At 61.1% G+C, this 24,713-nt stretch carries 24 protein-coding genes; 9 read left to right on the top strand and 15 right to left on the bottom strand.

Annotated features, from left to right (window positions below; translation table 11 throughout):
* Positions 1-75: 75 nt before the first annotated feature.
* The 9 genes from msrQ to mrcB all read right to left on the bottom strand — a co-directional run bounded on the left by msrQ (position 76) and on the right by mrcB (position 10,062).
* Positions 76-696, bottom strand: a complete 621-nt coding sequence (msrQ, locus tag AC07R1_RS28605; RefSeq protein ID WP_495111172.1) for a protein-methionine-sulfoxide reductase heme-binding subunit MsrQ — start codon at positions 694-696, stop codon at positions 76-78.
* Positions 696-1,709: a protein-methionine-sulfoxide reductase catalytic subunit MsrP gene (gene msrP / locus AC07R1_RS28600; protein WP_053160077.1), complete on the bottom strand. Its 1,014-nt coding sequence runs from the start codon at positions 1,707-1,709 to the stop codon at positions 696-698. The genes msrQ and msrP overlap by 1 nt, the downstream gene beginning before the upstream one ends.
* Positions 1,710-1,772: 63 nt before the next feature.
* Positions 1,773-2,630 carry a CDP-diacylglycerol--serine O-phosphatidyltransferase gene (gene pssA, locus AC07R1_RS28595; protein WP_011063487.1) on the bottom strand — a complete coding sequence of 286 codons (858 nt, stop codon included), beginning with the start codon at positions 2,628-2,630 and terminating at the stop codon, positions 1,773-1,775.
* Positions 2,631-2,776: 146 nt separating this feature from the next.
* Positions 2,777-3,793, bottom strand: coding sequence for a ketol-acid reductoisomerase (ilvC, locus tag AC07R1_RS28590; protein WP_007959661.1), 1,017 nt, complete (start codon positions 3,791-3,793; stop codon positions 2,777-2,779).
* Between the two features lie 45 nt (positions 3,794-3,838).
* Complete coding sequence (gene ilvN, locus AC07R1_RS28585; RefSeq protein ID WP_011063488.1) at positions 3,839-4,330, bottom strand: acetolactate synthase small subunit; 492 nt, start codon at positions 4,328-4,330, stop codon at positions 3,839-3,841.
* Positions 4,331-4,332: 2 nt separating this feature from the next.
* Positions 4,333-6,057: an acetolactate synthase 3 large subunit gene (locus AC07R1_RS28580; protein WP_026019946.1), complete on the bottom strand. Its 1,725-nt coding sequence runs from the start codon at positions 6,055-6,057 to the stop codon at positions 4,333-4,335.
* A gap of 582 nt (positions 6,058-6,639) precedes the next feature.
* A complete protein-coding gene (locus AC07R1_RS28575; protein WP_342404081.1) occupies positions 6,640-6,975 on the bottom strand; it encodes a YqcC family protein in 336 nt (111 codons plus the stop codon).
* Positions 6,975-7,721 carry a tetratricopeptide repeat protein gene (locus AC07R1_RS28570; protein ID WP_011063491.1) on the bottom strand — a complete coding sequence of 249 codons (747 nt, stop codon included), beginning with the start codon at positions 7,719-7,721 and terminating at the stop codon, positions 6,975-6,977. Before AC07R1_RS28570 ends, AC07R1_RS28575 begins: the two co-directional genes overlap by 1 nt.
* Positions 7,722-7,737: 16 nt before the next feature.
* A complete protein-coding gene (mrcB, locus tag AC07R1_RS28565; RefSeq protein WP_072445080.1) occupies positions 7,738-10,062 on the bottom strand; it encodes a penicillin-binding protein 1B in 2,325 nt (774 codons plus the stop codon).
* A gap of 115 nt (positions 10,063-10,177) precedes the next feature.
* Between mrcB and AC07R1_RS28560 the strand changes: the two genes are divergently transcribed.
* The 4 genes from AC07R1_RS28560 to AC07R1_RS28545 all read left to right on the top strand — a co-directional run bounded on the left by AC07R1_RS28560 (position 10,178) and on the right by AC07R1_RS28545 (position 13,486).
* Positions 10,178-11,734: a bifunctional aminoglycoside phosphotransferase/ATP-binding protein gene (locus tag AC07R1_RS28560; RefSeq protein WP_019092857.1), complete on the top strand. Its 1,557-nt coding sequence runs from the start codon at positions 10,178-10,180 to the stop codon at positions 11,732-11,734.
* Positions 11,735-11,827: 93 nt separating this feature from the next.
* Entirely contained in the window at positions 11,828-12,172 is a 345-nt protein-coding gene (locus AC07R1_RS28555) for a pentapeptide repeat-containing protein (protein ID WP_011063494.1), read from the top strand.
* Positions 12,173-12,399: 227 nt separating this feature from the next.
* The gene (locus tag AC07R1_RS28550; protein WP_011063495.1) at positions 12,400-12,672 is read left to right on the top strand and encodes a TfoX/Sxy family protein; all 273 of its coding nucleotides are present in this window, start codon (positions 12,400-12,402) and stop codon (positions 12,670-12,672) included.
* A gap of 13 nt (positions 12,673-12,685) precedes the next feature.
* Positions 12,686-13,486, top strand: coding sequence for a Crp/Fnr family transcriptional regulator (locus tag AC07R1_RS28545; protein WP_019092858.1), 801 nt, complete (start codon positions 12,686-12,688; stop codon positions 13,484-13,486).
* Positions 13,487-13,719: 233 nt separating this feature from the next.
* Here the strand turns inward: AC07R1_RS28545 and AC07R1_RS28540 are convergent, their stop codons facing one another.
* Genes AC07R1_RS28540 through AC07R1_RS28525 form a run of 4 tightly spaced genes read right to left on the bottom strand, consistent with a single transcriptional unit; the run spans position 13,720 to position 17,281 of the window.
* Entirely contained in the window at positions 13,720-14,583 is an 864-nt protein-coding gene (locus AC07R1_RS28540) for a ChaN family lipoprotein (protein WP_019092859.1), read from the bottom strand.
* A 21-nt stretch (positions 14,584-14,604) separates the two neighbouring features.
* Entirely contained in the window at positions 14,605-15,372 is a 768-nt protein-coding gene (locus AC07R1_RS28535) for a heme ABC transporter ATP-binding protein (RefSeq protein WP_011063498.1), read from the bottom strand.
* The gene (locus AC07R1_RS28530) at positions 15,372-16,409 is read right to left on the bottom strand and encodes a FecCD family ABC transporter permease (protein WP_011063499.1); all 1,038 of its coding nucleotides are present in this window, start codon (positions 16,407-16,409) and stop codon (positions 15,372-15,374) included. The genes AC07R1_RS28535 and AC07R1_RS28530 overlap by 1 nt, the downstream gene beginning before the upstream one ends.
* Positions 16,406-17,281 (bottom strand): heme/hemin ABC transporter substrate-binding protein, encoded by an 876-nt coding sequence (locus tag AC07R1_RS28525; protein ID WP_495111171.1) that lies wholly within the window; start codon positions 17,279-17,281, stop codon positions 16,406-16,408. The genes AC07R1_RS28530 and AC07R1_RS28525 overlap by 4 nt, the downstream gene beginning before the upstream one ends.
* A gap of 219 nt (positions 17,282-17,500) precedes the next feature.
* On the opposite strand from AC07R1_RS28525, the gene AC07R1_RS28520 reads away from it, so the two are divergent.
* On the top strand, positions 17,501-17,818 hold the full coding sequence (locus AC07R1_RS28520; RefSeq protein WP_495111170.1) for a Rieske (2Fe-2S) protein: 318 nt from the start codon (positions 17,501-17,503) through the stop codon (positions 17,816-17,818).
* Here the strand turns inward: AC07R1_RS28520 and sfsA are convergent.
* A complete protein-coding gene (gene sfsA / locus AC07R1_RS28515; RefSeq protein WP_015637057.1) occupies positions 17,815-18,528 on the bottom strand; it encodes a DNA/RNA nuclease SfsA in 714 nt (237 codons plus the stop codon). The genes AC07R1_RS28520 and sfsA overlap by 4 nt on opposite strands.
* Positions 18,528-19,700, bottom strand: a complete 1,173-nt coding sequence (locus tag AC07R1_RS28510) for a pyridoxal phosphate-dependent aminotransferase (RefSeq protein WP_011063503.1) — start codon at positions 19,698-19,700, stop codon at positions 18,528-18,530. Before AC07R1_RS28510 ends, sfsA begins: the two co-directional genes overlap by 1 nt.
* 342 nt (positions 19,701-20,042) lie before the next feature.
* On the opposite strand from AC07R1_RS28510, the gene dksA reads away from it, so the two are divergent.
* The 4 genes from dksA to AC07R1_RS28490 all read left to right on the top strand — a co-directional run bounded on the left by dksA (position 20,043) and on the right by AC07R1_RS28490 (position 24,710).
* Entirely contained in the window at positions 20,043-20,483 is a 441-nt protein-coding gene (gene dksA / locus AC07R1_RS28505; protein WP_011063504.1) for an RNA polymerase-binding protein DksA, read from the top strand.
* A gap of 138 nt (positions 20,484-20,621) precedes the next feature.
* Complete coding sequence (gene gluQRS, locus AC07R1_RS28500; protein WP_011063505.1) at positions 20,622-21,518, top strand: tRNA glutamyl-Q(34) synthetase GluQRS; 897 nt, start codon at positions 20,622-20,624, stop codon at positions 21,516-21,518.
* Positions 21,519-21,595: 77 nt separating this feature from the next.
* Positions 21,596-21,772: a hypothetical protein gene (locus AC07R1_RS28495; protein ID WP_003176118.1), complete on the top strand. Its 177-nt coding sequence runs from the start codon at positions 21,596-21,598 to the stop codon at positions 21,770-21,772.
* Positions 21,756-24,710, top strand: coding sequence for a sensor histidine kinase (locus tag AC07R1_RS28490; protein ID WP_011063507.1), 2,955 nt, complete (start codon positions 21,756-21,758; stop codon positions 24,708-24,710). The genes AC07R1_RS28495 and AC07R1_RS28490 overlap by 17 nt, the downstream gene beginning before the upstream one ends.
* Positions 24,711-24,713 lie beyond the last annotated feature (3 nt).

Here is a 24,713-nt window from a genome sequence, read left to right as displayed (position 1 = left end):
CAAGGAGTTTTCCGTTTCGACTGCGCCGGAAGTGGGGCGAATTATAGACCTGTAGAATCTGCCGTCAAGGGTTAATTACGATTTTGTTGCAGAAGATGCTTTCTTTGCGATTAGGCGCGGAATCCGGCGCATTACAGGGGGAACACGCAGCAACAACAACAGCCCCCCTATAGAAGCGTAGACCGCCCACTCCTTCAGGTCCGCCCGGACAATCCATAGCATATGCAGCAGCCCCAGCCCCAGGATGAGATAAACCAGGCGATGCAGCTTCTTCCAACGCGCGCCCAAGCGACGCTGGCTATAACGATTGGACGTCACAGCCAATAAAAACAGAAAGAGGAACCCCAGGCTTCCGACAAAGATATAGGGGCGCTTACGCAACTCTACTCCCAGCTGCGACCAGTCCAACCCCAAGACGAATACCCCATAAGCACTCAGGTGCAGGACTACATAAGCGAAGCACCACAACCCCAACTGTCGGCGCACAGCGATCCAGCCCGGCCACCCCGTGAGTTTTTGCAAAGGAGTCATGCCCAAGGTGATCAACAACAGCACCAGCGTGCCCAACCCCAGGCGATCAACCAGCACCTTGCCCGGGTCCGGTCCCAAGACCGAAGCCCAAGCCTCATACAGCCAATACAGCGGCCAGATAGCCGCAGCGATGAAGACGCCGATACGCCAGAACGAATAACGCATCAGTAGTTCTTCCGCAGATCCATGCCGCTATATAAAGAAGCGACTTCATCCGAGTAACCGTTGAACATCTGGGTTTCCCGCACATTGGGACTGAACAGACTGCTGGGTAGACGTCGTTCCCGAGCCTGGGTCCAGCGCGGATGATCAACCGTCGGATTCACATTCGCGTAAAAACCATATTCGTTGGCCGCAATGCTCTGCCAGGTAGTCTTGGGCTGCTCGCTGACCAGACTGATGCGCACAATCGACTTCACACTTTTGAAGCCATATTTCCAAGGCACTACAAGGCGCAGCGGCGCACCATTCTGGTTAGGCAGTTCACGCCCGTACATCCCCACCGCAAGAATCGCCAATGGATTCATCGCCTCATCAAGACGCAATCCCTCGACATAGGGCCAGTCGATCAAGGCAAAGCCGGAGCGCTGGCCTGGCATACTCTTGGGATCCTGCAACGTTTCAAAGCGAATGAACTTGGCGTTGCTGGTGGGCTCCACCTGCTTGAGCAAGGCAGAGATTGGAAAACCTATCCAGGGAATCACCATCGACCAGGCCTCTACGCAACGCAGTCGATAAATACGCTCCTCCAGCGAGTAGGGCTTCATGAAATCTTCCAGGGCGTAGCGGCCTGGCTTAGCCACCTCACCATCCACGACCACACTCCAAGGCTGAGTCTTGAGCGCGCCCGCGTTGGCCGCCGGGTCCCCCTTGTCAGTGCCGAATTCGTAGAAATTGTTGTAGTGAGTCGCGTCCTTGAAAGGAGTGATCGCCTCATCCCTGACGGTTACAGCTTGCCACTGAGTGGTCGACAGCTTGTCGGAGAACCACCCGGGAGCCTGGCCCGGCTCAACATCGGCATAACGCGACGCGTCCTGTGCTGCTGCCCATCGCGGCAAGCTGGCAAACGCCATGCCCGCAACCGCACCACTCAGCAGGCTGCGTCGAGAGAGGTAAAGAGATTCGGGCGTAACCTCAGACTCATTGCAGTCGGACGACTTGGGGAATTTGAATAACATGGCAACTCCGCAGTATTGGAGGACAGATGTACCAATAGACTGCGGAGTATGGGGGAAATTACATCACTCGACGCTTTTGCGACGACGCAGGTGCAACAGGTACTGAATAGGGCCCGACGCCGCATAGGCGAGGAACACCAAAAGCAGAATGCGCGGCGGATCGCTGAACACCACTGCAAACACCAATACCACCGCCAGGATCGCCACAAAAGGTACACGCCCTTTCAGGTCCAGGTCCTTGAAGCTGTTGTACTTGATGTTACTGACCATCAGCATGCCTGCGGCGGCCACCATCAACGCCACCAGGAACGACATCTTCGACCCCTGGATCCCGTAGTCGCTGAATGCCCAGACGATACCAGCCACCACACCCGCCGCTGCCGGGCTGGCAAGCCCGATGAAATAACGCTTGTCGGCAGTACCGACTTGAGTATTGAAACGCGCCAGGCGCAAGGCCGCGCCTGCCACATAGATGAAGGCGACCATCCAGCCGACCTTGCCCATGTCACCCAGGGCCCAGCCAAAGGCCAACAACGCCGGCGCTACGCCGAATGCAACCATATCGGACAGCGAGTCGTATTCAGCGCCAAAAGCACTCTGTGTGTTGGTCATGCGGGCAACACGCCCATCCAGGCCATCAAGCACCATGGCCACGAAAATGGCGATCGCGGCAAAGGCAAAGTACTTGCTCGCCCCGGCCGCATCTCCGGCGCTCATTGCACTCTGGGCGCTCATGGAGCTAATGATGGAATAGAACCCCGCGAACAGGTTCGCAGTGGTGAACAGATTCGGCAGAAGATAGATACCACGATGCCGGACTTTACGGCCTTCAGCGTCATGCCCTTCTTCGACATGCTCATCGATCGGTAGCAGGCTTTCGGCGTCAGAGGCCTGGTTTGGCTCTTCGGGACGTTCGCTCATGGACATTACCTTGCAACGGTGTGAAAAGTTTCGACAGATACCCAGGGCCGCGATTCGGCCACAAAGGATCCAGCTTTATACCAGAACCTATCCATGCAAACGAAAAAACGCGGCCTAGGCCGCGTTTTCCCTGACAAGACTCGAACTTAGTTCTTGGCTTTGTCGACGATTTTGTTGGCACCGATCCAAGGCATCATCGAGCGCAGTTGCTCGCCGATGATTTCGATACCGTGAGCGGCGTTGTTACGACGCTTGGCGGTCATCGATGGGTAGCCGGTAGCGCCTTCGCTGATGAACATCTTCGCGTATTCGCCGTCCTGGATGCGCTTCAGAGCATTGCGCATGGCCTGACGGGATTCGGCGTTGATGACTTCTGGACCAGTCACGTACTCGCCGTATTCAGCGTTGTTGGAGATCGAGTAGTTCATGTTGGCGATACCGCCTTCGTACATGAGGTCAACGATCAGCTTCAGTTCGTGCAGGCACTCGAAGTAGGCCATTTCTGGAGCGTAGCCAGCTTCAACCAGGGTTTCGAAACCGGCTTTGACCAGCTCGACGGTACCGCCACACAGAACAGCCTGCTCACCGAACAGGTCGGTTTCAGTCTCGTCCTTGAAGGTGGTTTCGATGATGCCGGTACGGCCGCCGCCCACGCCTGCGGCGTAGGACAGGGCAACGTTCTTGGCGTTGCCGGAAGCGTCCTGGTAGATCGCGATCAGGTCAGGAATACCACCGCCCTTGACGAACTCGGAACGTACGGTGTGGCCTGGAGCCTTCGGCGCGATCATGATCACGTCGAGGTCGGCACGAGGCACAACCTGGTTGTAGTGGATCGCGAAGCCGTGGGAGAAGGCCAGAGTGGCGCCCTTCTTGATGTTCGGCTCGATTTCGTTCTTGTACAGCTGGGACTGGAACTCGTCCGGGGTCAGGATCATGACCAGGTCGGCACCGGCAACGGCTGCAGCAACGTCGGTCACTTTCAGGCCGTGGGCTTCAGCCTTGGCAACGGTAGCCGAGCCTTTACGCAGGCCGACAGTCACGTCTACGCCGGAATCCTTCAGGTTGCATGCTTGAGCGTGGCCCTGGGAACCGTAGCCGATGATGGCAACTTTCTTACCCTGGATGATCGACAGGTCGCAGTCTTTATCGTAGAAAACTTTCATGAATTTCCCCTATATCAGGCCGTTCCGGCCATTCGCTAATTTGAGTTAGATGCTCAGTACTTTGTCGCCACGGGCAATCCCGGTGACACCACTGCGTACGGTTTCCAGAATCGATGCGGTGCCGATCGATTGAATGAAGCTGTCGAGCTTGTCGCTGGTACCGGTCAGTTGAACGGTATACACGCTGGCGCTGACATCAACGATCTGCCCACGGTAAATATCGGTAGTGCGCTTGACCTCGGCGCGCTGGGCGCCAGTGGCCTTGATCTTGACCAGCATCAGTTCACGCTCGATGTGCGCGCTTTCCGACAGGTCTACCAGCTTCACCACCTCAACCAGCTTGTTCAGGTTCTTGGTGATCTGCTCGATGATCTCGTCATGGCCAACGGTGGTCAGGGTCAGACGCGACAGTGTCGGGTCTTCAGTCGGCGCCACCGTCAGGCTTTCGATGTTGTAGTTGCGTTGCGAGAACAGACCTACAACACGAGACAGAGCACCCGGTTCGTTTTCCAGAAGCAAGGAAATAATGTGCCGCATGATTAAGTACGCTCCGTCTTGCTCAGCCACATATCGCGCATGGAGCCGTCTTTGATCTGCATCGGATAGACGTGCTCGCTGGTGTCGACCTGGATATCGAGGAACACCAGGCGATCCTTCATGGCGAACGCTTCTTCCATCTTCGGCTTCAGATCCTTCAGATCCGTGATACGCATGCCCACGTGACCATAGGCTTCGACCAGCTTGACGAAGTCAGGCAGCGATTCCATGTAGGAGTGCGAATGACGGCTGCCGTAGCTCATGTCCTGCCACTGGCGCACCATCCCCAGCACACCATTGTTCAGGTTGATGATCTTGACCGGCAGATCGTACTGCAGGCAGGTCGACAGCTCCTGGATGTTCATCTGGATACTGCCTTCACCGGTGACGCAGGCGACATCATTATCCGGAAAGCTCAATTTCACGCCCATGGCCGCCGGAAAACCGAAGCCCATGGTGCCCAGGCCACCGGAGTTGATCCAGCGGTTGGGCTTGTTGAACCGGTAGTACTGCGCCGCGAACATCTGGTGCTGCCCCACGTCGGAGGTCACATAGGCATCGCCCTTGGTGACTTCGCACAGGGTTTCGATCACGGTCTGTGGCTTGATGATGCTGCCGTCGCCCTTGTCGTAAGGGAACAGGCCGCGATCACCGCGCCACTCTTCGATCTGCTTCCACCAACTGGCGACCGTCTCCTTGTTCGGGGTATCGCCGATTTCCTTGAGTGCCGCGACCATTTCGGTCAGGACGCTCTCCACTGGACCGACGATAGGCACATCGGCCTTGATGGTCTTGGAGATGGAAGCCGGGTCGATATCGACATGGATGATCTTGGCATTCGGGCAGAACTTCGGTGCGCCGTTGATCACCCGGTCATCGAAGCGCGCGCCCACGGCCAGGATCACGTCGGCATGGTGCATGGTCAGGTTGGCGGTGTAGCTGCCGTGCATGCCGAGCATGCCCACGAACTGCCGGTCGGTGCCCGGATAGGCGCCCAGGCCCATCAAGGTATTGGTCACTGGCAGATTGAGCATCTTGGCCAGTTCGGTCAGCGGTGCGGAACCGCCGCCGAGAATCACGCCGCCGCCTGCATAAAGCACAGGGCGCTTGGCCGCCAGGAGCATTTCTGCCGCCTTGCGGATTTGCCCGGAGTGACCGCGAACAGCTGGGCTGTAGGAGCGCAGCTTGGCTTTCTTGGGGAAAACGTATTCGAACTTTTCAGCCGGGTTGGTCATGTCCTTGGGGATATCGACCACCACCGGACCAGGACGACCGGATTGCGCCAGGTAGAAGGCTTTCTTCATGACTTCCGGGATTTCCGAAGCGTGCTTGATCATGAAGCTGTGCTTCACGATCGGCCGGGAGATACCGATCATGTCGGTTTCCTGGAACGCGTCGGTGCCTACCATGGTGCTGGGCACCTGGCCGGAAATGATCACCATGGGAATCGAGTCCATATAGGCGGTGGCAATGCCGGTAATGGCATTGGTCGCGCCCGGGCCGGAGGTCACCAGTACCACGCCGGCTTTACCGGTGGCACGGGCATAGCCGTCAGCCATATGGGTCGCCGCTTGTTCGTGACGAACCAGGATGTGGGTCACTTCCGGTTCTTTGAACAGGGCATCGTAAACATGAAGGAGAGCACCACCCGGGTACCCGTAGATATATTTGACGCCTTCGTCACGCAAAAAGCGGACGAGCATCTCACCGCCAGATAAAAGCTCCACGTTGTTCACCTCTAAAACGCCAGAATACCGCCCTCAAAAGGGAGCGGGTCTTAATAGGTTTACTTCTCAGCAGAGCATGAGCGACGGTGGTCGCCGACTACGTCAGCACTGACTGAGCAAGTATTGGGAGCGCCCCAAAGTGTTGCGGGGTTTTCCCACCCAGCGCGAGGTAACGCGTTGCGGGTGTAGCACTTCGGCGCGGATGTGCGCCTCATGATCTGCTGAGTGGGTCTGCTTCTGGCAGTCCCTCTACAGCGGACTTTGGATTCTTCTGTTTCGTCCTCTTCAAGTCAAGTCGTCTATGTGGTTAATTCGAACTAAGCGCATGAGAACGCAAGAAAAAACCCAAAAACGACTGCTGTCTGCGCTTCAATTGCGCAATCTTCGGCAAGCAACTCAGAAATGCGAACCCGGACTTTGGGCGAAACCCCATTGCCAGAGAGCCGAGAGGAACGTCATGCACTGCAACAACAGCAATGCACGGACAGACATGCACCCTCCGAAGTTGTCACCTCGAGAGAACGAGACTGAAGTGGGCAGCATGGAGGGAGGCGACTGCCAGGCATGCCTGGCAGTCGTGTTTCAGCGAGTAGCAACGATGAGCTGATCAAACTCTTTGAGCAGAACTCGCAACTGCTGGTCGCGCCCCTGCATCGGGCGAGTGGAGAACACCATCTCGGCCATTTCCTGAATACCTGACGCATTGGGCAGCGGCAAATCCTGCTCCAGAATCATCTTCATGCGGGGCAGAAAGATCCACTGCAGCCATTGCTCGAACTCCAGAGTATCCACGGCAAAGGGCTGAGTGCTGGCCAGTGCCTCGGCACTGGGCACAACGTCGTCCCACAGGCCCTGCACACGCAACTCACGCTCGATCAGCAGCAACTGTTCGGCGATCCTGGGAAAGCGCCCATCCATCACAGCGAAACCCGAGCTTTCTGGCGCGCCTGCGCTGCACCTGCGGCATCACCCTGTTTCTCACGCGCCTGGGCAATCAGCTCCCACAGGCTTGCCTGGAGATCAGGGCGGCCGTTGGCAAAGCTCAGGCCACGGCGAGCGAACTGCTCGGCCTGGGGCGCATCCCCCTGGGCCATGCGTACCTGAGCCAGGCGATACAGCACCTGCGGCTCGCGTGGCGCAACACGCTGCGCTCGCTCGAGGCTGGAGGAAGCACCGTTCAAGTCACCACTGGACTGCTGCTGTTGCGCAGTGGTCAGCAACGCCAGCACCGGGCCATCCAGTTGCTCATCGGCCGACAGACCACCGGCCCGGGCCGAAGGGATGCCACTGGGCGTAGAGGGCATGTTGTAAGTGCCCTGACTGATCGGTGCCGACTGATAACCGGAGCCGTCCACCGGCCCCGGGGTAATAGGCCCTGAAGTGACCGGCCCCGGAGTAATGGGCGAACTGCTGATCGGCGCCGAGGCCGTAGCGCCGCCGCCCGGAACCATTACCACTACGCCGGAATCTTCCGGAATCGCCTGTGCCTGAGCCTGCGCCGGGCGCTTGATGGTCGTCTGGCGAAAGCCTCCGGAGGCGGAAATCCGCTCGCTGTTGGACACGGCAGTGCCGGAATCCACGACGGGAATAGAGCCGCGCTGCACACTGGCGCAACCGTTGAGCAACGCCAGAGCTGTAATAGCTGGAATCCACCACTTGTTCACGTCAAACCCTCATCGCTTAGTTCATCCAGCCCTTGACCCAATCCATCACCGAATCGCCGCCTGCCGGGTTTTCTCCCCCACAGGAAGCACCGGGAGGCGGTTCGCTGCCGCGAATATACGGCATCTGCACAGCCCCCGGACAGTTGGCATCGGAGCCCTGCCCGGTACGCGAATCGACCCAGGCCTGAACCACGTTGTCCGGCTGCGGCATATCCAGCGGCAGCGGGTCGGCCTTGCGCATGAAACTGGTCCACACCTGCAAGGCGCCGGTAGCACCGGTAAACGGCGTCTTGCCGTTATCGTCGCGACCCAGCCAGACCACGGCTAGCAGGTCCTGGCTGAAACCGGCGAACCAGCTGTCACGGGAATCGTTACTGGTACCGGTCTTGCCCGCCAACGCTAGAGTCTTGGGCAACACGTTGTACACCGAGCTGCCGGTGCCTTCGCGCATCACCCGCTGCATTGCGCTTTGAATCAGATAGATCGAGCCGGCATCAAAACGCTGCTGAATCTGGAAGGGATAGCGCTTGAGCGGCTCGCCTTCCGCTGTCAACACGCTGCGAATCCCGCGCATCGGCGTATTGAAGCCGCCATTGGCCAGCGTCTGGTACATGGTCGCCACTTCCATCGGGCTCATGCCCCCTGCCCCCAGCAGCATCGATGGGAAGGCCGGGAACTCGCGGGTCACCCCCAGGCGCCCAAGGGTCTTCAGGACATTGGGCACACCCACTTCCAGGCCGAGCCGTGCGGTAGACAAGTTGTAGGAGTGAGCCAGGCCCTGGTACAGGAACACCGTACCGTGGGAGCGCCGGTCATAGTTCTGCGGCTTCCACACCTGGCCGTCTGCGCCTTTTACCGAGAACGCCTCATCCGACAGCCAACTGGTCAGGGTGTACTGGCTGGGCTTTTCCAGGGCGGTCAGGTAGACCGCCGGCTTGATCAACGAGCCCACCGGGCGCACCGCATCCAAGGCCCGGTTGAAACCGGCAAAGCTGGCTTGACGACTGCCGATCATGGCCTGGACCTCGCCCGTTTCCGGGTTGGTCACCACCATTGCCGCCTCGACGTCTTCCGAGCCCTTGCGCCCGGCCAGGCGCTTGAAGGTGTCGTTGACCGAGGCTTCAGCTTTCATCTGCAGGATCGGATCGAAACTGGTGAAGATCCGCAGGCCTTCTTCAGTCAAGTCTTCATCACGGTAGTCTTCGCGCAACTGACGCTTGACCAGGTCGAGGAAACCGGGGAAGGAACTGTCCGCCAGGCTGCCGCGCTTGGTTACGCCCAGCGGCATCTTCTTCGCCGCCTCCACCTGTTCCGGGGTAGCCACGCCCTGCTGTGCCAGCAGATCGAGCACCAGGTTACGCCGCTCCAGGGCACGTTCCGGGTAGCGCCGCGGGTTGTAATAGGAAGGCCCTTTGACCATCCCGACCAACAGCGCCACCTGGTGCAACTTGAGTTCGGACAGAGGCTGGCTGAAGAAGAACTGGCTGGCCAGACCGAAACCGTGCACCGCACGCTGACCGTCCTGGCCAACGAAGACCTCGTTGAGGTAGGCCTCGAGAATCTCGCGCTTGTCGTAATGCAGCTCCAGCAACAACGCCATCATCGCTTCATTGAGCTTGCGCGACAGGCTGCGCTCGTTGGTCAGGAAGAAGTTTTTCACCAACTGCTGGGTCAGGGTACTACCGCCCTGGCGCATCTGGCCGGACGAAGTGTTGACCCAGATCGCACGGGCAATCGACTTGGGCGACACCCCGTGGTGTGAATAGAAGTCGCGGTCTTCCACCGCCACCAGAGTTTCCAGCAGATACGGCGGAACCTGATCGATCTTGATCAGGATCCGGTCTTCGAGGTTCTTCGGGTACAGGCCGCCGATCAGCAATGGCTCCAGGCGCACCACCGCGAGCTTGGCCCCCTTGCTGCCGGACAGTTCCGCCACGTAATCGCCGGAGAAGCGCACGCGCACCGGCTGAGCCTGCTCCAGCCCTTCATAGAACTGGAAGCCGCGGGTGTTCAGGTCCACGGTATTGCCATTGACCGAGGCTGCGCCCGGGCCGTTGGCGACACTTTCACGGCGATAGCCCAGAGCGTCGAGTTCCGTAAGGAAATCGTCCTTGCTGAGCTTTTGTCCGACGAACAGCTCAAGCGGGCGGGCGTAGACCTTGGCCGGAATGGTCCAGCGCTTGCCGGAGAATTTTTCCTGGACCACGGCATCGAGGTAAACCGCAAAGCCGGCGAGCACCACCAAACCGACCAGACTAAGCTTGAGGGCCCAGCCCAGCCAGGGGCGCAGGCCACCAGACGGCGTTTTTTTAGCAGAACGAGGGGATCGGGTACGAGTCATGGCGGCGGATTATACGCACTTTATTCATCGTCAACATGCGCCACCCGAGGTTTGCCTTAGTGCGCTCAGCGGCCATAATGACGCCCTCGATTTTCCCGACTCTGAAGGATCGCCTGTGAGCCAGTCACTGATCGCTGCCCTGCAAAACCCCGCCTTGTTTCCTCATCCCGTAGAAGGGTTTCAGGTCATCGAAACCCACATCTCCTGGGTTCTGCTCACCGGCCCCTTTGCCTATAAAGTGAAGAAGCCGGTCAATTTCGGCTTCCTCGACTTCACCAGCCTGGACGCCCGCGAGCACTTCTGCGGCGAAGAGTTGCGCCTGAACCAGCGCCTGACCGAGGACCTGTACCTGGAAGTCCTGCCGATCACCGGTAGCGCCGAAGCCCCGGTACTGGGCGGCGATGGTCCGGCTATCGAATACGTACTGAAAATGCGTCAGTTCCCGCAAAGCCAGTTGCTCAGCACCTTGCAGGCCAACAGCGAGCTGACCACTGCGCACATCGATGAGATGGCCAGGCAGATCGCCCACTTCCACCTCAACGCGCCCAAGGTTCCAGCTGAGCATGAAGCCGGCACCCCGGAGAGCGTGATGGCTCCGGTGCGTCAAAACTTCGAGCAAATCCGCCCGTTCCTCAGCGACAAGGCCGACCTGCAACAACTTGAAGCCCTGCAAGCCTGGGCCGAAACCAGCTTCGAACGCCTCAAGCCTCTGCTGGCCCAACGCAAGAGCGAAGGTTTCATTCGTGAATGCCATGGCGATATCCACCTGGGCAACGCCACCCTGATCGACGGCAAGGTGGTGATTTTCGACTGCATCGAATTCAACGAACCGTTTCGTTTCACCGACGTCTACGCCGATACCGGCTTCCTTGCCATGGACCTGGAAGACCGCGGCCTGAAGAGCCTGGCGCGACGCTTCATCAGCCAGTACCTGGAGCTGACCGGCGACTACCAGGGCCTGGAGCTGCTCAATTTCTACAAGGCCTACCGTGCACTGGTACGCGCCAAGGTCAGTCTGTTCAGCATGCCTGCCGATGCCACGCCGGTGCAGCGCGCCACCACCCTGCGCCAGTACCGCAACTACGCCAATCTGGCGGAGAGCTACAGCACCATTCCATCGCGTTTCCTGGCCATCACCTCAGGCATTTCGGCGGTCGGCAAGAGCCGCGTGGCCATGCGCCTGGTAGAGGCACTGGGCGCCGTTCGCCTGCGCTCCGACGTAGAGCGCAAGCGCCTGTTCGGCGAGCAACAGGTGCCCAACGACCCACACGCTGGCATCTATAGCAGCGAAGCCAGCAGCGCCACCTACGCGCGCCTGCATGAAATCGCCGAAACCATCCTGCGTGCCGGCTTCCCGGTAGTGATCGACGCGACCTACCTCAAACGTGCCCAGCGCGATGCCGCGGCCAAAGTGGCCGAGGCCACTGGTACGCCCTGCCTGATCATCGACTGCAACGCTCCTGAGGCAGTGGTTGCCAGCTGGCTGGCCCAGCGCCAGGCTGATCAGAACGATCCATCCGACGCCACTCTGGAAGTGATTGCCAACCAGCAAGCCACTCGCGAAGCGCTGACCGACGAAGAGCTGCTGCGCAGCAAGCGCATAGAAACCAACGAAAGCGGCAGCCTGGACGCCCTGGTTGCCAACATTCGCCAACGCCTCCCTGGCCTGTAAACGGTCATTTCAGCCGTGAAGTGGCAAAGACTTCACGGCTGAAAAATAGTGGCACTATACTGGCGTCATAAATCCAACACTGGTGACGTCGCCATGAGCCAACCGAAACTTCTCGACACTCCGCTTTACGCCCTGCTGCATAAAGACGACATCGTCGGCTTCAACCGCGAACGCCCGAAAGATCAACCCATCGACATGCGCGGCGGGGATTTCCGCGGCCTCGACCTGCGGGAACTGAACGCACAAGGCATCGATTTCACTGACGCCTACTTTCGCTCCGCGGATCTGCGGGGGCTGGACTTGAGAAACTCGTCCATGGAAGGCGCCAGCCTCGCCCATGCACAGATTTCCGGCGCCTACTTTCCGGTGGAACTGAGCGCCGACGAGATTCTCATGTCGGTCAATTTCGGCACCCGCCTGCGTTACCGCACTCGCTGACCCCCGCCGCCCGTCTTTGTCCGGCGTTCTGTTCAGCGCCGGACCTGGTCCGCTTTCTCGCCTGCACCCCGCCCTTCGCATGGCCTGCCCCCCCTCCCTTCGAGCTTCACCGCTGCGCCCTTAGAAGCATTTGCGCCAAACCCGACCAAAGAACAGCGCGTTTTCTACTGAGCGCTACACTCCTCTGAGGCTGCCCACTCACCATTCGGCCATCGCCAGGAGGCTTAATGAATGATGAACTGCAACACCTGAAGAACCTTGGCAAGACATCGGCACAATGGCTGCATGCAGTGGGCATCCATAGCGCTTCCGACTTGCGCCGCCTGGGTGCGGTGGACGCCTACCGGGCCGTGCGGACCCGTGGTTTTCGTGCGTCGAAAGTCTTGCTCTATGCCATCGAGGGCGCCCTGATGGACATGCACTGGAACGACCTTCCCGCCGAACGCAAAGAGGCGTTGAACAAGCAACTGGACGCCATTTCCTCTCGTCACAAAAACTGACTGGCAGAGCCAAATGTATCTAATGGGGGAGCAGCCGGCTTACGCCGACGCCTTGATCAACAGACTGCAGAGCATTCCGCCGCAATTGCTGGACGGGCTTGCGCCCAGCGGCCCGACGTTGGAACTTGGCCCCATCGCTGAGCTGTCCAGCGTATTGCCCGGCGACCAGTTGTTCCTGCTGGCAAGTGGCGTGATCCAGGCCAGTGTCGAAGAGCGGCCACTGTTCTACCTGCATGAAGGCGACCTGGTGGGGCTGCGGCGCGGCATCGAACTCCCGCAGTGGCAACTGCACTGCGATACGCCGCTGCAACTGATTCCCTATCTGAGGACTGAAGTGTTTCGGCACATCCAGGCCGACGTACAACGCTCGGAACTGCTCGTACAGTACCTGATCGGCCAGACCGCCCTGCTGTCCGATGCCATTGCTCGTCTCAAGCCGCCAGAGTTGCGCAGCAGCAACGGTTTCAAGCGCGTGGAGGCGGGCGAAAGGCTGATTACCCAGGGGGATGAGGCAGATCATGTGTTTGTAATACTCGAAGGCCATGCGCAGGCCTTCGTCGACGGGCACAAGGTCGGCGACGTCCCCAAGGACGAGATTTTCGGCGCCATGGCAGTGTTCACCGGAGAAAAACGCAGCGCCAGCGTGATCGCCAGCGAACCCAGCACCATCATGCTGATTCCCAAGGACCAGTTTCTCAGCCTGACCCAGAGCAATCCGCGCATTGCCCACAGCCTGATCGAAAGTATGGCGCGCCGCATCGACCTGTTGAACAAGGAAGTGACCCGGCTCATGACCTTGAACAACTCGAACTGACCCCGGATTCCAGGCAGATCCAAACGGACGTTTGGCAAAATATGCAGAAATCTGAAAAGCCTTGTTGACTTCGAAATGAGAATCGTTATGATTATCACAACTGGTCGCGAGATCAGTCGATAACCTGGAAGACCAGTGGTTCGGACTCTCAGATTATCTCCTCATCAGGCTAATCACGGTTATTTGACCCGGCTCTTGCCGGGTCTTTTTTTGCCCGCAGAAAAGCCCTCCGATCAGGGCCTCAGTTGCGCGCAATAGTCCTTGGCGGGCTGGGGCGGCGTATACCAGACGTAGTCGGCCGATGCCGCGGCAACCTGTTGCCCCTGCTCCGCCAGAATCAACACCACCACCTCCTGGCTTCGGTCCAGATCGGCAAGATGCAGAGGCACGCCAAGATCCTTGCGACCGTGAAACGCCCCGGCCAGCAACAGGGCCGGAGCCGGAGCCGCCAGCAGCTGTTCAGCCATGCGTCGGTCCCGTTGCTGCTGCACCGCCCGCATTGCCGGCACCTGGCTCTCCGGCAGCAAGCCACAGTGCGATTCGCGGATTTGCCCGGCCAATGCCTCGATCACCGACGGTGCGTTGCTCCGTGTGCCGGTCAGGACGGGCGCCCGTGCATAAATGGCACGCACCTCCTGGCGATCCAGATTGGCAGCGAGCAAGGGATAGGGCTGACGCAGGGCAAAACCCACCAGCGGGCCGTAGAGGCTCCAGTCCCAGCCTGATTGCCAGGCCAACCTGCCGGGTAGGTCATCAGGCAACCGCCCCCCATCAATGGAGCGTTTTACCCCATCGACTTCTGGCTGCTGATCCGGGTTGAGCATTTCCAGCAACAGACTGCCCTGTGGCCGCTCCCGGGCCATGGAGCGCAAGAGCCAGAGTTGCAGGACATGATGATCGGGATTGTCATGCTGCTCGCCAATGATCACTCGGGGGGCCCGTGCCAGGCGCCCTACCAGTTCGACAGGGGTCAGCGCCTTGGCACTGCGCAGCTCAATGATACTGCCGGGCGCCGAAGCCACCGGCGGCGGCAGGATCCCCGGCATGCTGTGACAGGCGGCCAGCAGCATGGCCAGCAACAATGGCAATACGCGCATCAGGTCTCTCCGGGCTTCGCCTCAGCGGGCGATGATCAACGGGTGCCCGCGTTCGGGATGCTCCTGCACCAGAACTTCCAGGCCGAACACCGCCTTCAGGGGCTCAGGCCGCAGTACCGCGGTCGGTGTTCCCAATGAATGCGGGCGGCCGCCTTCAAGCAACAAGACCCGGTCACAATAACGCGCAGCCAGATTCAGGTCATGCAGGATGACCAGCACCGCCGCGCCGCGGTCGGCGAAGGCTCGAATGGCCTGCAAGGTGACGTGCTGGTGCAAGGGGTCGAGTGCAGAAGTCGGCTCATCCAGCAGCAGGTTGTGCCCTGGCTGGCCCGGCCACAGTTGCGCCAGGACCCGCGCCAGATGCACCCGCTGGCGCTCGCCGCCGGACAGCGCGAGATAGCTGCGCCCCGACAGGTGCGCCACATCGGCAGCATTCAAAGCAGCGTTGACGATTTCCTCGTCACGCACGCGCCCGGTCTGATGGGGCAAACGCCCCAGCGCCACCACCTCCTCCACACGAAAGGCGAAATCCAGGCTCGAAGCCTGGGGCAGCACTGCCAGGCGCTGCGCACGCTCGGCGCCCGACCAATGAGCCAGTTCCTGATCATCCAGCAGCACCTGCCCCTGATGAGCCGCCAGTTCACCACTCAAGCCCCCCAAGAGGCTGCTTTTACCTGCACCATTAGGGCCGAGGACTCCCAGCACCTCGCCCGGCAGCAACTGCAGGTCGATGCCAGCCAGGACGTCTTTGCCGCCGCGCCGCACATGCAGGTTCTCGACTCGCAGCATCAGGCACGCCCTCGCAACAACAGGTACAGAAAGAATGGCGCACCGATAAAGGCCGTGACGATACCGATGGGCAACTCGGCAGGCGCCAGCGCCAGGCGCGCCACCAGGTCAGCCAACAGCAGCAGGCTGGCTCCGGCCAGGATCGAGGCCGGGAGCAAGGTTCGGTGATCCGGACCGGACAACAGGCGCACCAGATGCGGCACCACCAGGCCGACAAAACCGATCATTCCCGCCGCCGCCACGGCAGCGCCCACACCCAGCGCGGTGCAGAACACCAGCTCGCGCTTGAGACCTTCGACATCGATGCCAAGGTGCTTGGCCTCGGACTCGCCCAACAGCAGTGCATTCAACGCCTTGGCCCGGCGCGGCAGCCACAGCGCAACCGCGGCGGTCACCAGCAGCAAGGGCCACAAGCGCTGGTAACTGGCACCATTCAGGCTGCCCAGGTTCCAGAAAGTCAGAGTGCGCAACGTGGCGTCGTCCGCCAGATAGGTGAACAACCCCACCGCCGAACTGGCCAGCGCCGTCAGGGCAATCCCCGCCAGCAGCATGGTTGCCACATGGGTCTGCCCGTTGCGCCGCCCCAGGCGATACACCAGCGCCGTCACCCCCAGGCCGCCAAGGAAGGCACACAGGGAGAGCAAATAAGGGCCGACAGCCTCTGGCAGGCCGCCGAACATCGAGCCGCCAACAATGGCGATGGCCGCACCCAATGCTGCACCACTGGAAACCCCCACCAACCCCGGGTCTGCCAGGGGGTTGCGAAACAGCCCCTGCATGGCGACCCCGGACAGCGCCAGAACTCCGCCCACCGCAAGACCGAGCAGAGTCCGGGGCAAGCGAATCTGTCCCAGGATCAGTTCCGCCTGCTCCAGGCCCTGCCCGTCGATCGGCAATCCAAGCAGGCGCAAGGCGGCACGCAAGGTATCAAACAAGGGCAGGCTGACAGGGCCCAGGGCCAGGGACAGCCAGATCGCCACAAGGCACAGGACACCCAGCCCGATAAACAGTGTTCGAGGCTTGACCAGACGACTCATTGGGCCGGCTTGGCCTGGGGATAAAAGGCGCTGGAGAGGCGTTTCAGGCTATCAGGCAAGCGAGGGCCCAGGCCTCCCACCAGCAAGGTCGGGTCCAGTTCCACCACCCGCCCGGCCTTGGCCGCCGGTGTGGATGCCAGCACCGGGTTCTCCTTGAACAGTGCGGCACGAGCGGCATCGCCGGTCAGGCTGCGATCGGAGAACACCAGCACATCCGGATTCAACCCCGCCAGGGATTCGACCGAGAATGGCTTATAGCCGGTATGAGTCGCCAGGTTGCGCCCACCGGCCTGTTGCAATAGCCAATTCGCGGAGGTGTCCTTGCCGGCGATCAGGGGTTTGCCGCCGGCATGCCCGAGCAACAACAGCACCCCGGGCGGCGCGTGCTGCGCTTGAGCCTGGGCGACCCAGGCCTGCTGCTGCCCAAGTTGTTGCTGATAGCCCTGGAACAGTTGCCCGGCCTGCTCTTCTCGGCCCAGCAATAGCCCCAGGTGCTGCAGGGTAGCTTGCAAGGTCGGCAAGTCGGCCTTGGCGGAAAACAGTTCGACCTTGACCCCGGCACTGCGGATCTGCGAAAGCACTGGCGGCGGCCCCATCTCCTCGGTACCCACCAGAATCTGCGGCCGCAGGCTGAGAATGCCTTCGGCCGACAACTGACGCTGATAGCCGATGCTCGGCAGCGCCTTGAGCGACTCCGGGTGCTGGCTGGTGGTATCGACGCCCACCAGCTTGGACTCGGCCCCCAGAGCCGTTATCCACTCGGACAAGGCCCCACCGGCACTGACCCAACGCTGCGGCAACTCATCAGCGGTGGCCCACTGGCTCACCAGCAATCCGGCACAGAACGCAATGGCGCAGGCACTCAGGCGCATAAGAACATTTCCTTCATTAAAGTGGGGGCCCGCGCAGCTGCTGTCCATGTGACATGCCGGACAGGCCGGGCATCGAAAGGAACAAGCGCCCCGTAACGGGCGGGGCGGCCATTTGATAATTGTTTTCATTTAGCCGTCAAGCGCCGACATGTTTCATCCTGCAGCCGGAAAGAAACTGTGACAGCCTGGACGCAGAGCCTTCGGACCAAGAGGATAGCCATGAAATTTCTTTGCGCCGGCAACGATCTGCCCGAAGCCGGCAGCCGGGGCTTCCAGCTCTCCGGGCTGAAGCTGTTCGCCGTGCGGCGCGAGCAGCGGGCCTATGTCTATGCCAATCGCTGCCCGCACCGGGGAGTGGCGCTGGAGTGGCAGACTGACCAGTTCCTCGACCCCAGCGCCAGCCTGATCCAGTGCGCCACCCATGGCGCCCTGTTTCTGATCGAGAGCGGAGAGTGCGTGGCCGGACCTTGCGCCGGCCAGTTCCTGGAGAGCATCGGCTGCCATGAAGACAGCCAGGGGATCTGGGTGGACCTCTAATCCCCGAGCAACACTTCAAGACGCCGGTCGATGCACACTTGCTCGGCCGTCAGGCACACACCATAGGCCAGCACCTCAACCCCCGCCGCGCGGGCTTCGCGCAGGGCAGCGGCGTAACCCGGATCGATCTCCTGCGCCGGCCGCACCGCGTCGATGCCCGAAAGGTTGACGCAATACAGCTGAACCGCCCGCACGCCCTCCCGGGCCAGGCTCGCCAGTTCCCGCAGATGCTTGGCGCCGCGCTGGGTCACGGCATCGGGAAACGCTGCCACCGGCGTGCCATCGAAGCCCAGGGTGACGCTTTTGACCTCGACGTACGCCGGACCGTCCGGGTAATCCAGGCGAAAATCGATACGGCTGTTCTCTTGCCCGTACGGCACCTCGCGCTTGAGCCCGGTGAAGCCGTTCAACTCGCTGATAAGCCCCGCCCGCAAGGCTTCTTCCACCAGCCCGTTGGCCCGCCCGGTGTTGACGCAGGCCAGGCGGCCTTGAGGGGTTTCGCTGATTTCCCAGGTGCCCGGCAACTTGCGCTTGGGGTCATTGGAGCGGCTGAACCACACCTGCCCGCCCTCGACCATGCAATTGAGCATCGAGCCGGTATTGGGGCAATGGATGGTCAACAGCTCGCCGGTGGTGGTTTCGATGTCTGCCAGGAAGCGCTTGTAACGACGCAGCAGACGCCCCTCTTCCAGGGGAGGATCGAAGCGCATCAGGCGTGCCAGCTCTGCAGGCCACGGGCGATACGCTCAACCGCCTCCTGCAGGCGTTCCAGGCTCTGGGTATAGGCAAAGCGCACATGATGGCCAGCCTGATGCCGGCCGAAGTCCAGGCCAGGGGTAAAGGCCAGGTGCTCGGTTTCCAGGAAGTGCCGGCAAAAGGCGAAGGCATCACCGCCGAAGGCGCTGATGTCCGCGTACAAGTAGAACGCCCCTTCAGGCTCCACAGCGATGCCGAAGCCCAACTCACGCAAGGCTGGCAGCAGGAAATCCCGGCGGCGCCCGAACTCGGCGCGGCGCTCCTCGAGGATCTCCAGGGTCTGCGGCTCGAAGCACGCCAGCGCAGCATACTGGGCCATGCTCGGCGCACTGATATAGAGGTTCTGTGCCAGCTTTTCCAGTTCACCCACGGCTGCCGGCGGAGCTACCAGCCAGCCCAGGCGCCAGCCGGTCATGCCGAAATATTTGGAGAAACTATTCAGGACGAAAGCGCTGTCATCCACTTCCAGAACGCTGGCGGCATCGGTGCCATAGGTCAGGCCATGGTAGATCTCGTCCACCACCAGATGCCCGTTGCGAGCCTTAATCGCGGTGGACAACCCCGCCAACTCGTCCCGGCTCAGGACCGTGCCGGTGGGGTTCGCCGGCGAGGCCACCAGGGCGCCCACGCTGTCCTGATCCCAATAGCGCTCCACCAGGTCCGGCGTCAGTTGGTAACGCACATCCGGCCCCACCGGGACCAACTGCGCAGCCCCTTCCACCAGACGCAGAAAATGCCGGTTGCACGGATAACCCGGGTCCGCCAGCAGCCAGTGCTTGCCCGGGTCCACCAACAGGCTGCTGGTCAACAGCAAGGCACCGGAACCACCGGGGGTGATCATGATCCGCTCGGGATCGATGTCCAGGCCGTAACGCTGCTGATAAAAGCCGGAAATCGCCCCTCGCAGCTCGGGAATTCCGCGGGCTGCGGTGTAGCGCGTCTTGCCGGCGCTCAGCGCGGCCTGCCCGGCCTTGATGATCGGCTCGGCGGTGGTGAAGTCCGGTTCGCCGATTTCCAGGTGAATCACATCATGCCCGGCGGCTTGCAGCTCATTGGCGCGGGCCAGCAAGGCCATGACATGGAAAGGTTCGATAGCGCGACTACGCGCACTGTAGGGCTGAGCCATTAGCCTTCCTTCATTGATTCGAGGGGGGAGCAAAGGACCGATTCTACCCATCTGATCAAGCCCGGGAGAACCCAGGCGGATCCGAGCGGTCTGTTGCTTGCGCCAACTGGCGCCAACACAACCCGCAGACTTGACTAAAATCAATGATTGAACGAACCGATCAGCAAGCCATGTCAGGCTTTTCCCATATCCATGGACGAAGCAGGACATAGGCTCGACAACCGGGAGTAGCGCGCTCTGGTTTGATCTGGTAAGTTCGCCCGCTTGCAGCCGCAGGGCCGGCAAGTGTCGGAGATGGAGCAATCCTGCGCAATGGATTACAAGAGTAGAGGCGGTCCATTCATGCCCACCCAAGCAAAGCAACAGATTCAATCGATCAGCGGTTTTGAACCTTACGTTGAAACTGCGGGCGAAGAGTACATGGGCAAGCCCATGCGCGAGCACTTCACCAAGATCCTGAACAAGTGGAAACAGGACTTGATGCAGGAAGTCGACCGCACTGTTGATCACATGAAAGACGAAGCGGCCAACTTCCCCGACCCGGCTGACCGTGCCAGCCAGGAAGAAGAGTTCAGCCTCGAACTGCGGGCCCGCGATCGCGAGCGCAAGTTGATCAAGAAGATCGACAAGACCCTGCAACTGATCGAAGACGAAGAATACGGCTGGTGCGAATCCTGCGGCGTCGAGATCGGCATTCGCCGGCTGGAAGCCCGCCCAACCGCCGACATGTGCGTCGACTGCAAGACACTGGCGGAAATCAAGGAAAAACAGGTCGGCAAATAATCGCCGGCTGGAACCTGAAACGGAGCGTACCCACGCTCCGTTTTCGTTTCTACCTTCCCTGCAAGAGCAAGCCCGCTCGCCAAAGCGATCCCCCGGCACCATCGTCACCCCGGGGCCAGACGAAGTAACATCCGCTCCATGACTGCCTCCACCTCTTCCTCGTACATCGGGCGCTTCGCCCCCACTCCCAGCGGCTATCTGCATTTCGGCTCTCTGGTTGCCGCGCTTGCCTCCTATCTTGATGCCCGCGCCGTCGGCGGCCGCTGGCTGCTGCGCATGGAGGACCTTGACCCGCCCAGGGAAGAGCCCGGTGCCCAGGCGGCCATTCTCAAGGCTCTGGAAAGCTACGGCTTCGAATGGGACGGGCAGATGATCCGCCAGAGCGATCGCCACGACGCCTATGGCGAAGTCCTCAATCGCCTGTTCCAGCAGGGCCTGGCCTATGCCTGCACCTGTTCGCGCAAACAGCTGGAGCCCTACCATGGCATTTACCCGGGACTGTGCCGCAACCTCGGCCACGCCCAGGACGACGCCGCGATCCGCCTGCGGGTACCCGAACTGGAGTATCGCTTCGTCGACCGGGTCCAGGGCGAATACCGCCAGCACCTGGGTCGGGAAGTGGGGGACTTCGTGATCCGCCGCCGCGACGGTCTCTACGCTTACCAACTGGCCGTGGTGCTCGACGATGCCTGGCAAGGCATCACTGATATCGTGCGCGGCGCCGACCTGCTGGATTCCACACCGCGCCAGCTGTACCTGCAGGAACTGCTGGGCCTTTCCCAGCCCCGCTACTTGCATGTACCGCTGATCACCCAGCCGGACGGGCACAAACTGGGCAAGTCCTACCGCTCGCCCCCGCTGACCGAGGATCAGGCCCCGCCCCTGCTGCTGCGCGCCCTGCGGGCACTGGGCCAGAAGCCACCGGCCGACCTCGATGGCGCCAGCGTCGCGCAGATAATGGCCTGGGGCATGGCCCACTGGGATGCCGCCCTGATTCCACGCACACTGAGCGTGCCGGAAGCGCAATTAAGCTGACGCCACTTGCAGCTTGGCGCCCATCCGTTACCATCGCCGCACGTTTTCGGGCACGCACACAATAAAGAGAGGCCGAGATGTACATCTATCGCTTGGTCCTGCTCCTGGTAGTGGGGATCTATCTGTTCTCCCCCGCCATCATGGATTGGTGGATCGATGCTACTGGCGCCTGGTATCGCCCGTATCTGCTCTGGCTGATTCTGATCGTCGTGACCTTCATCCTGCAGAGCCAAAAAGATGCCGATGAGCTTTAGCCTGACCCAGATGATCCTGATCAGCGCCGCCTACCTGGCGGTGCTGTTCGGCGTTGCCTGGATCAGTGAGCGCGGGATGATCCCCCGCTCGATCATTCGCCACCCGCTGACCTACACCCTGTCACTCGGGGTCTATGCCAGTGCCTGGGCGTTCTACGGCACGGTCGGCCTGGCCTACCAGTACGGCTATGGCTTCCTGTCCAGCTACCTGGGGGTTTCCGGGGCCTTCCTGCTGGCACCGGTACTGCTCTACCCGATCCTGAAAATCACCCGCACCTACCAGCTGTCATCCCTGGCCGACCTTTTCGCCTTCCGTTTTCGCAGTACCTGGGCCGGTGCGCTGACCACGATCTTCATGCTGATCGGCGTGCTGCCATTACTGGCGCTGCAGATCCAGGCCGTGGCCGACTCCATTGGCATTCTCACCCACGAGCCAGTGCAGCATCGGGTGGCGCTGAGCTTTTGCGCGCTGATCACCTTGTTCACGATCTTCTTCGGCTCGCGGCATATCGCCACCCGAGAAAAACATGAAGGCCTGGTGTTCGCCATTGCCTTCGAATCGGTGATCAAGCTGATCGCCATTGGCGGTGTCGGCCTGTACGCGCTGTACGGGGTATTCGACGGCCCGCAACAACTGGAACTCTGGCTGCTGCAGAACCAGACTGCCCTTGCCGCACTGCATACACCCCTTCAGGAAGGCCCGTGGCGCACCCTGCTACTGGTGTTCTTCGCCTCGGCGATCGTCATGCCGCACATGTACCACATGACCTTTACCGAGAACCTCAACCCTCGCGCCCTGGTCAGCGCCAGTTGGGGGCTGCCGCTGTTCCTGCTGCTGATGAGCCTGGCAGTGCCGCTGATTCTCTGGGCCGGCCTCAAGCTCGGCGCTACCACCAACCCGGAATACTTCACCCTGGGCATCGGCATCGCCGCCAACAGCCCGGCCCTGGCTCTGCTGGCCTATGTCGGCGGGCTGTCGGCCGCCAGCGGCCTGATCATCGTCACCACCCTGGCGCTCTCGGGGATGGCCCTGAACCACCTGGTGCTGCCGCTCTACCAGCCGCCGGCGGAGGGCAACATCTACCGCTGGCTGAAGTGGACCCGCCGCGCCCTGATCGTCGCCATTATCATGGCCGGCTACGCCTTCTACCTGCTGCTGGGCGCCGAGCAGGACCTGGCCAACCTGGGGATCGTGGCCTTTGTCGCCACCCTGCAATTTCTTCCGGGCGTGCTGTCGGTACTGTACTGGCCGACCGCCAACCGCCGGGGCTTCATCGCCGGCCTGCTGGCGGGGATCCTGGTGTGGCTGGTGACCATGCTGCTGCCGTTGATCGGCAACCTGCAGGGTTTCTACATCCCGCTGCTGAACATGATCTACGTCCTGGACGACACCAGTTGGCATATGGCGGCCATCGCCTCGCTGGCGGCCAACGTCCTGATGTTCACCCTGATCTCGCTGTTCACCAATGCCAGCACCGAGGAGGCCAGCGCCGCCGAAGCCTGTGCCGTGGACAACGTGCGCCGTCCGCAGCGCCGGGAACTGCACGCCGCCTCGCCCCAGGAGTTCGCCACCCAACTGGCCAAGCCGCTGGGGGCCAAGGCAGCCCAGAAGGAAGTGGAGCAGGCCCTGCGTGATCTGTATCTGCCCTTTGACGAACGCCGACCTTACGCCCTGCGGCGCCTGCGCGACCGCATCGAAGCCAACCTGTCCGGATTGATGGGCCCCAGCGTCGCCCAGGACATGGTGGAAACCTTCCTGCCCTACAAGGCCGGTGGAGAAAACTACGTCACCGAGGACATCCACTTCATCGAAAGCCGGCTGGAGGACTACCACTCACGCCTCACCGGCCTGGCCGCCGAGCTCGATGCCCTGCGCCGCTATCACCGGCAAACCCTGCAAGAGCTGCCGATGGGGGTCTGCTCCCTGGCCAAGGACCAGGAGATCCTCATGTGGAACAAGGCCATGGAGGAGCTCACAGGCATACCAGCCCAGCACGTGGTGGGCTCGCGCCTGAGCACCATTACCAACCCGTGGAAGGACCTGCTGCAGGGCTTTATCAACCTGCCGGACGAACACTTGCACAAACAGCACCTGGCCCTCGATGGCCAGACCCGCTGGCTGAACCTGCACAAGGCCGCCATCGATGAGCCTCTGGCCCCGGGCAACAGCGGCCTGGTACTGCTGGTGGAAGACCTGACCGAAACCCAGACCCTGGAAGACAAGCTGGTGCACTCCGAACGCCTGGCCAGCATCGGGCGCCTGGCGGCCGGGGTGGCCCATGAGATCGGCAACCCGATTACCGGCATCGCCTGCCTGGCGCAGAACCTGCGCGAAGAACGGGAAGAGGACGGCGAACTGACGGAAATCAGCGAGCAGATCCTCGAACAGACCAAACGCATCTCGCGCATCGTCCAGTCACTGATGAGCTTCGCCCACGCCGGCAGCCATCAGCACAACGACGAGGCGGTGTGCCTGGCCGAAGTGGCCCAGGACGCCATTGGCCTGCTGGCGTTGAACCGGCGCAATTTCGAGGTGCAGTTCTTCAACCTGTGCGATCCCGACCACTGGGTCGACGGTGATCCCCAGCGCCTTGCCCAGGTACTGATCAACCTCCTTTCCAACGCCCGCGACGCCTCCCCTCCTGGCAGCGCGGTACGCGTCAAGAGCGAGGCTTTCGAGCACACGGTCGACCTGATCGTGGAGGACGAAGGCAGCGGCATTCCGAAGAACATCATGGACCGATTGTTCGAACCGTTTTTCACCACCAAGGACCCTGGGGAAGGCACCGGTCTGGGCCTTGCACTGGTCTATTCCATCGTTGAAGAGCATTATGGACAAATCACCATCGACAGCCCGGCCGATCCTCAAAGCCAACGCGGCACCCGTATCCGGGTGACTTTACCGCGTCATGTCGAAGCGACGTCCGCTGTGAACTGAGAC

It is taken from the genome of Pseudomonas sp. GW821-FHT07F01, from assembly GCF_059418825.1.
This window is presented reverse-complemented; position numbering and strand designations above follow the sequence as displayed.

Coding starts and splice junctions, on each gene's coding strand:
- ilvN (WP_011063488.1), bottom strand. CDS start 4,330: ATGCGGCACATTATTTCCTTGCTTCTGGAAAACGAACCGGGTGCTCTG.
- msrQ (WP_495111172.1), bottom strand. CDS start 696: ATGCGTTATTCGTTCTGGCGTATCGGCGTCTTCATCGCTGCGGCTATC.
- AC07R1_RS28540 (WP_019092859.1), bottom strand. CDS start 14,583: ATGCGCGTATTGCCATTGTTGCTGGCCATGCTGCTGGCCGCCTGTCAC.
- AC07R1_RS28510 (WP_011063503.1), bottom strand. CDS start 19,700: ATGGCTCAGCCCTACAGTGCGCGTAGTCGCGCTATCGAACCTTTCCAT.
- AC07R1_RS28490 (WP_011063507.1), top strand. CDS start 21,756: ATGCCGATGAGCTTTAGCCTGACCCAGATGATCCTGATCAGCGCCGCC.
- ilvC (WP_007959661.1), bottom strand. CDS start 3,793: ATGAAAGTTTTCTACGATAAAGACTGCGACCTGTCGATCATCCAGGGT.
- sfsA (WP_015637057.1), bottom strand. CDS start 18,528: ATGCGCTTCGATCCTCCCCTGGAAGAGGGGCGTCTGCTGCGTCGTTAC.
- AC07R1_RS28520 (WP_495111170.1), top strand. CDS start 17,501: ATGAAATTTCTTTGCGCCGGCAACGATCTGCCCGAAGCCGGCAGCCGG.
- AC07R1_RS28525 (WP_495111171.1), bottom strand. CDS start 17,281: ATGCGCCTGAGTGCCTGCGCCATTGCGTTCTGTGCCGGATTGCTGGTG.
- AC07R1_RS28555 (WP_011063494.1), top strand. CDS start 11,828: ATGAGCCAACCGAAACTTCTCGACACTCCGCTTTACGCCCTGCTGCAT.
- AC07R1_RS28535 (WP_011063498.1), bottom strand. CDS start 15,372: ATGCTGCGAGTCGAGAACCTGCATGTGCGGCGCGGCGGCAAAGACGTC.
- AC07R1_RS28545 (WP_019092858.1), top strand. CDS start 12,686: ATGTATCTAATGGGGGAGCAGCCGGCTTACGCCGACGCCTTGATCAAC.
- AC07R1_RS28550 (WP_011063495.1), top strand. CDS start 12,400: ATGAATGATGAACTGCAACACCTGAAGAACCTTGGCAAGACATCGGCA.
- dksA (WP_011063504.1), top strand. CDS start 20,043: ATGCCCACCCAAGCAAAGCAACAGATTCAATCGATCAGCGGTTTTGAA.
- gluQRS (WP_011063505.1), top strand. CDS start 20,622: ATGACTGCCTCCACCTCTTCCTCGTACATCGGGCGCTTCGCCCCCACT.
- AC07R1_RS28495 (WP_003176118.1), top strand. CDS start 21,596: ATGTACATCTATCGCTTGGTCCTGCTCCTGGTAGTGGGGATCTATCTG.
- AC07R1_RS28530 (WP_011063499.1), bottom strand. CDS start 16,409: ATGAGTCGTCTGGTCAAGCCTCGAACACTGTTTATCGGGCTGGGTGTC.
- mrcB (WP_072445080.1), bottom strand. CDS start 10,062: ATGACTCGTACCCGATCCCCTCGTTCTGCTAAAAAAACGCCGTCTGGT.
- msrP (WP_053160077.1), bottom strand. CDS start 1,709: ATGTTATTCAAATTCCCCAAGTCGTCCGACTGCAATGAGTCTGAGGTT.
- pssA (WP_011063487.1), bottom strand. CDS start 2,630: ATGAGCGAACGTCCCGAAGAGCCAAACCAGGCCTCTGACGCCGAAAGC.
- AC07R1_RS28575 (WP_342404081.1), bottom strand. CDS start 6,975: ATGGATGGGCGCTTTCCCAGGATCGCCGAACAGTTGCTGCTGATCGAG.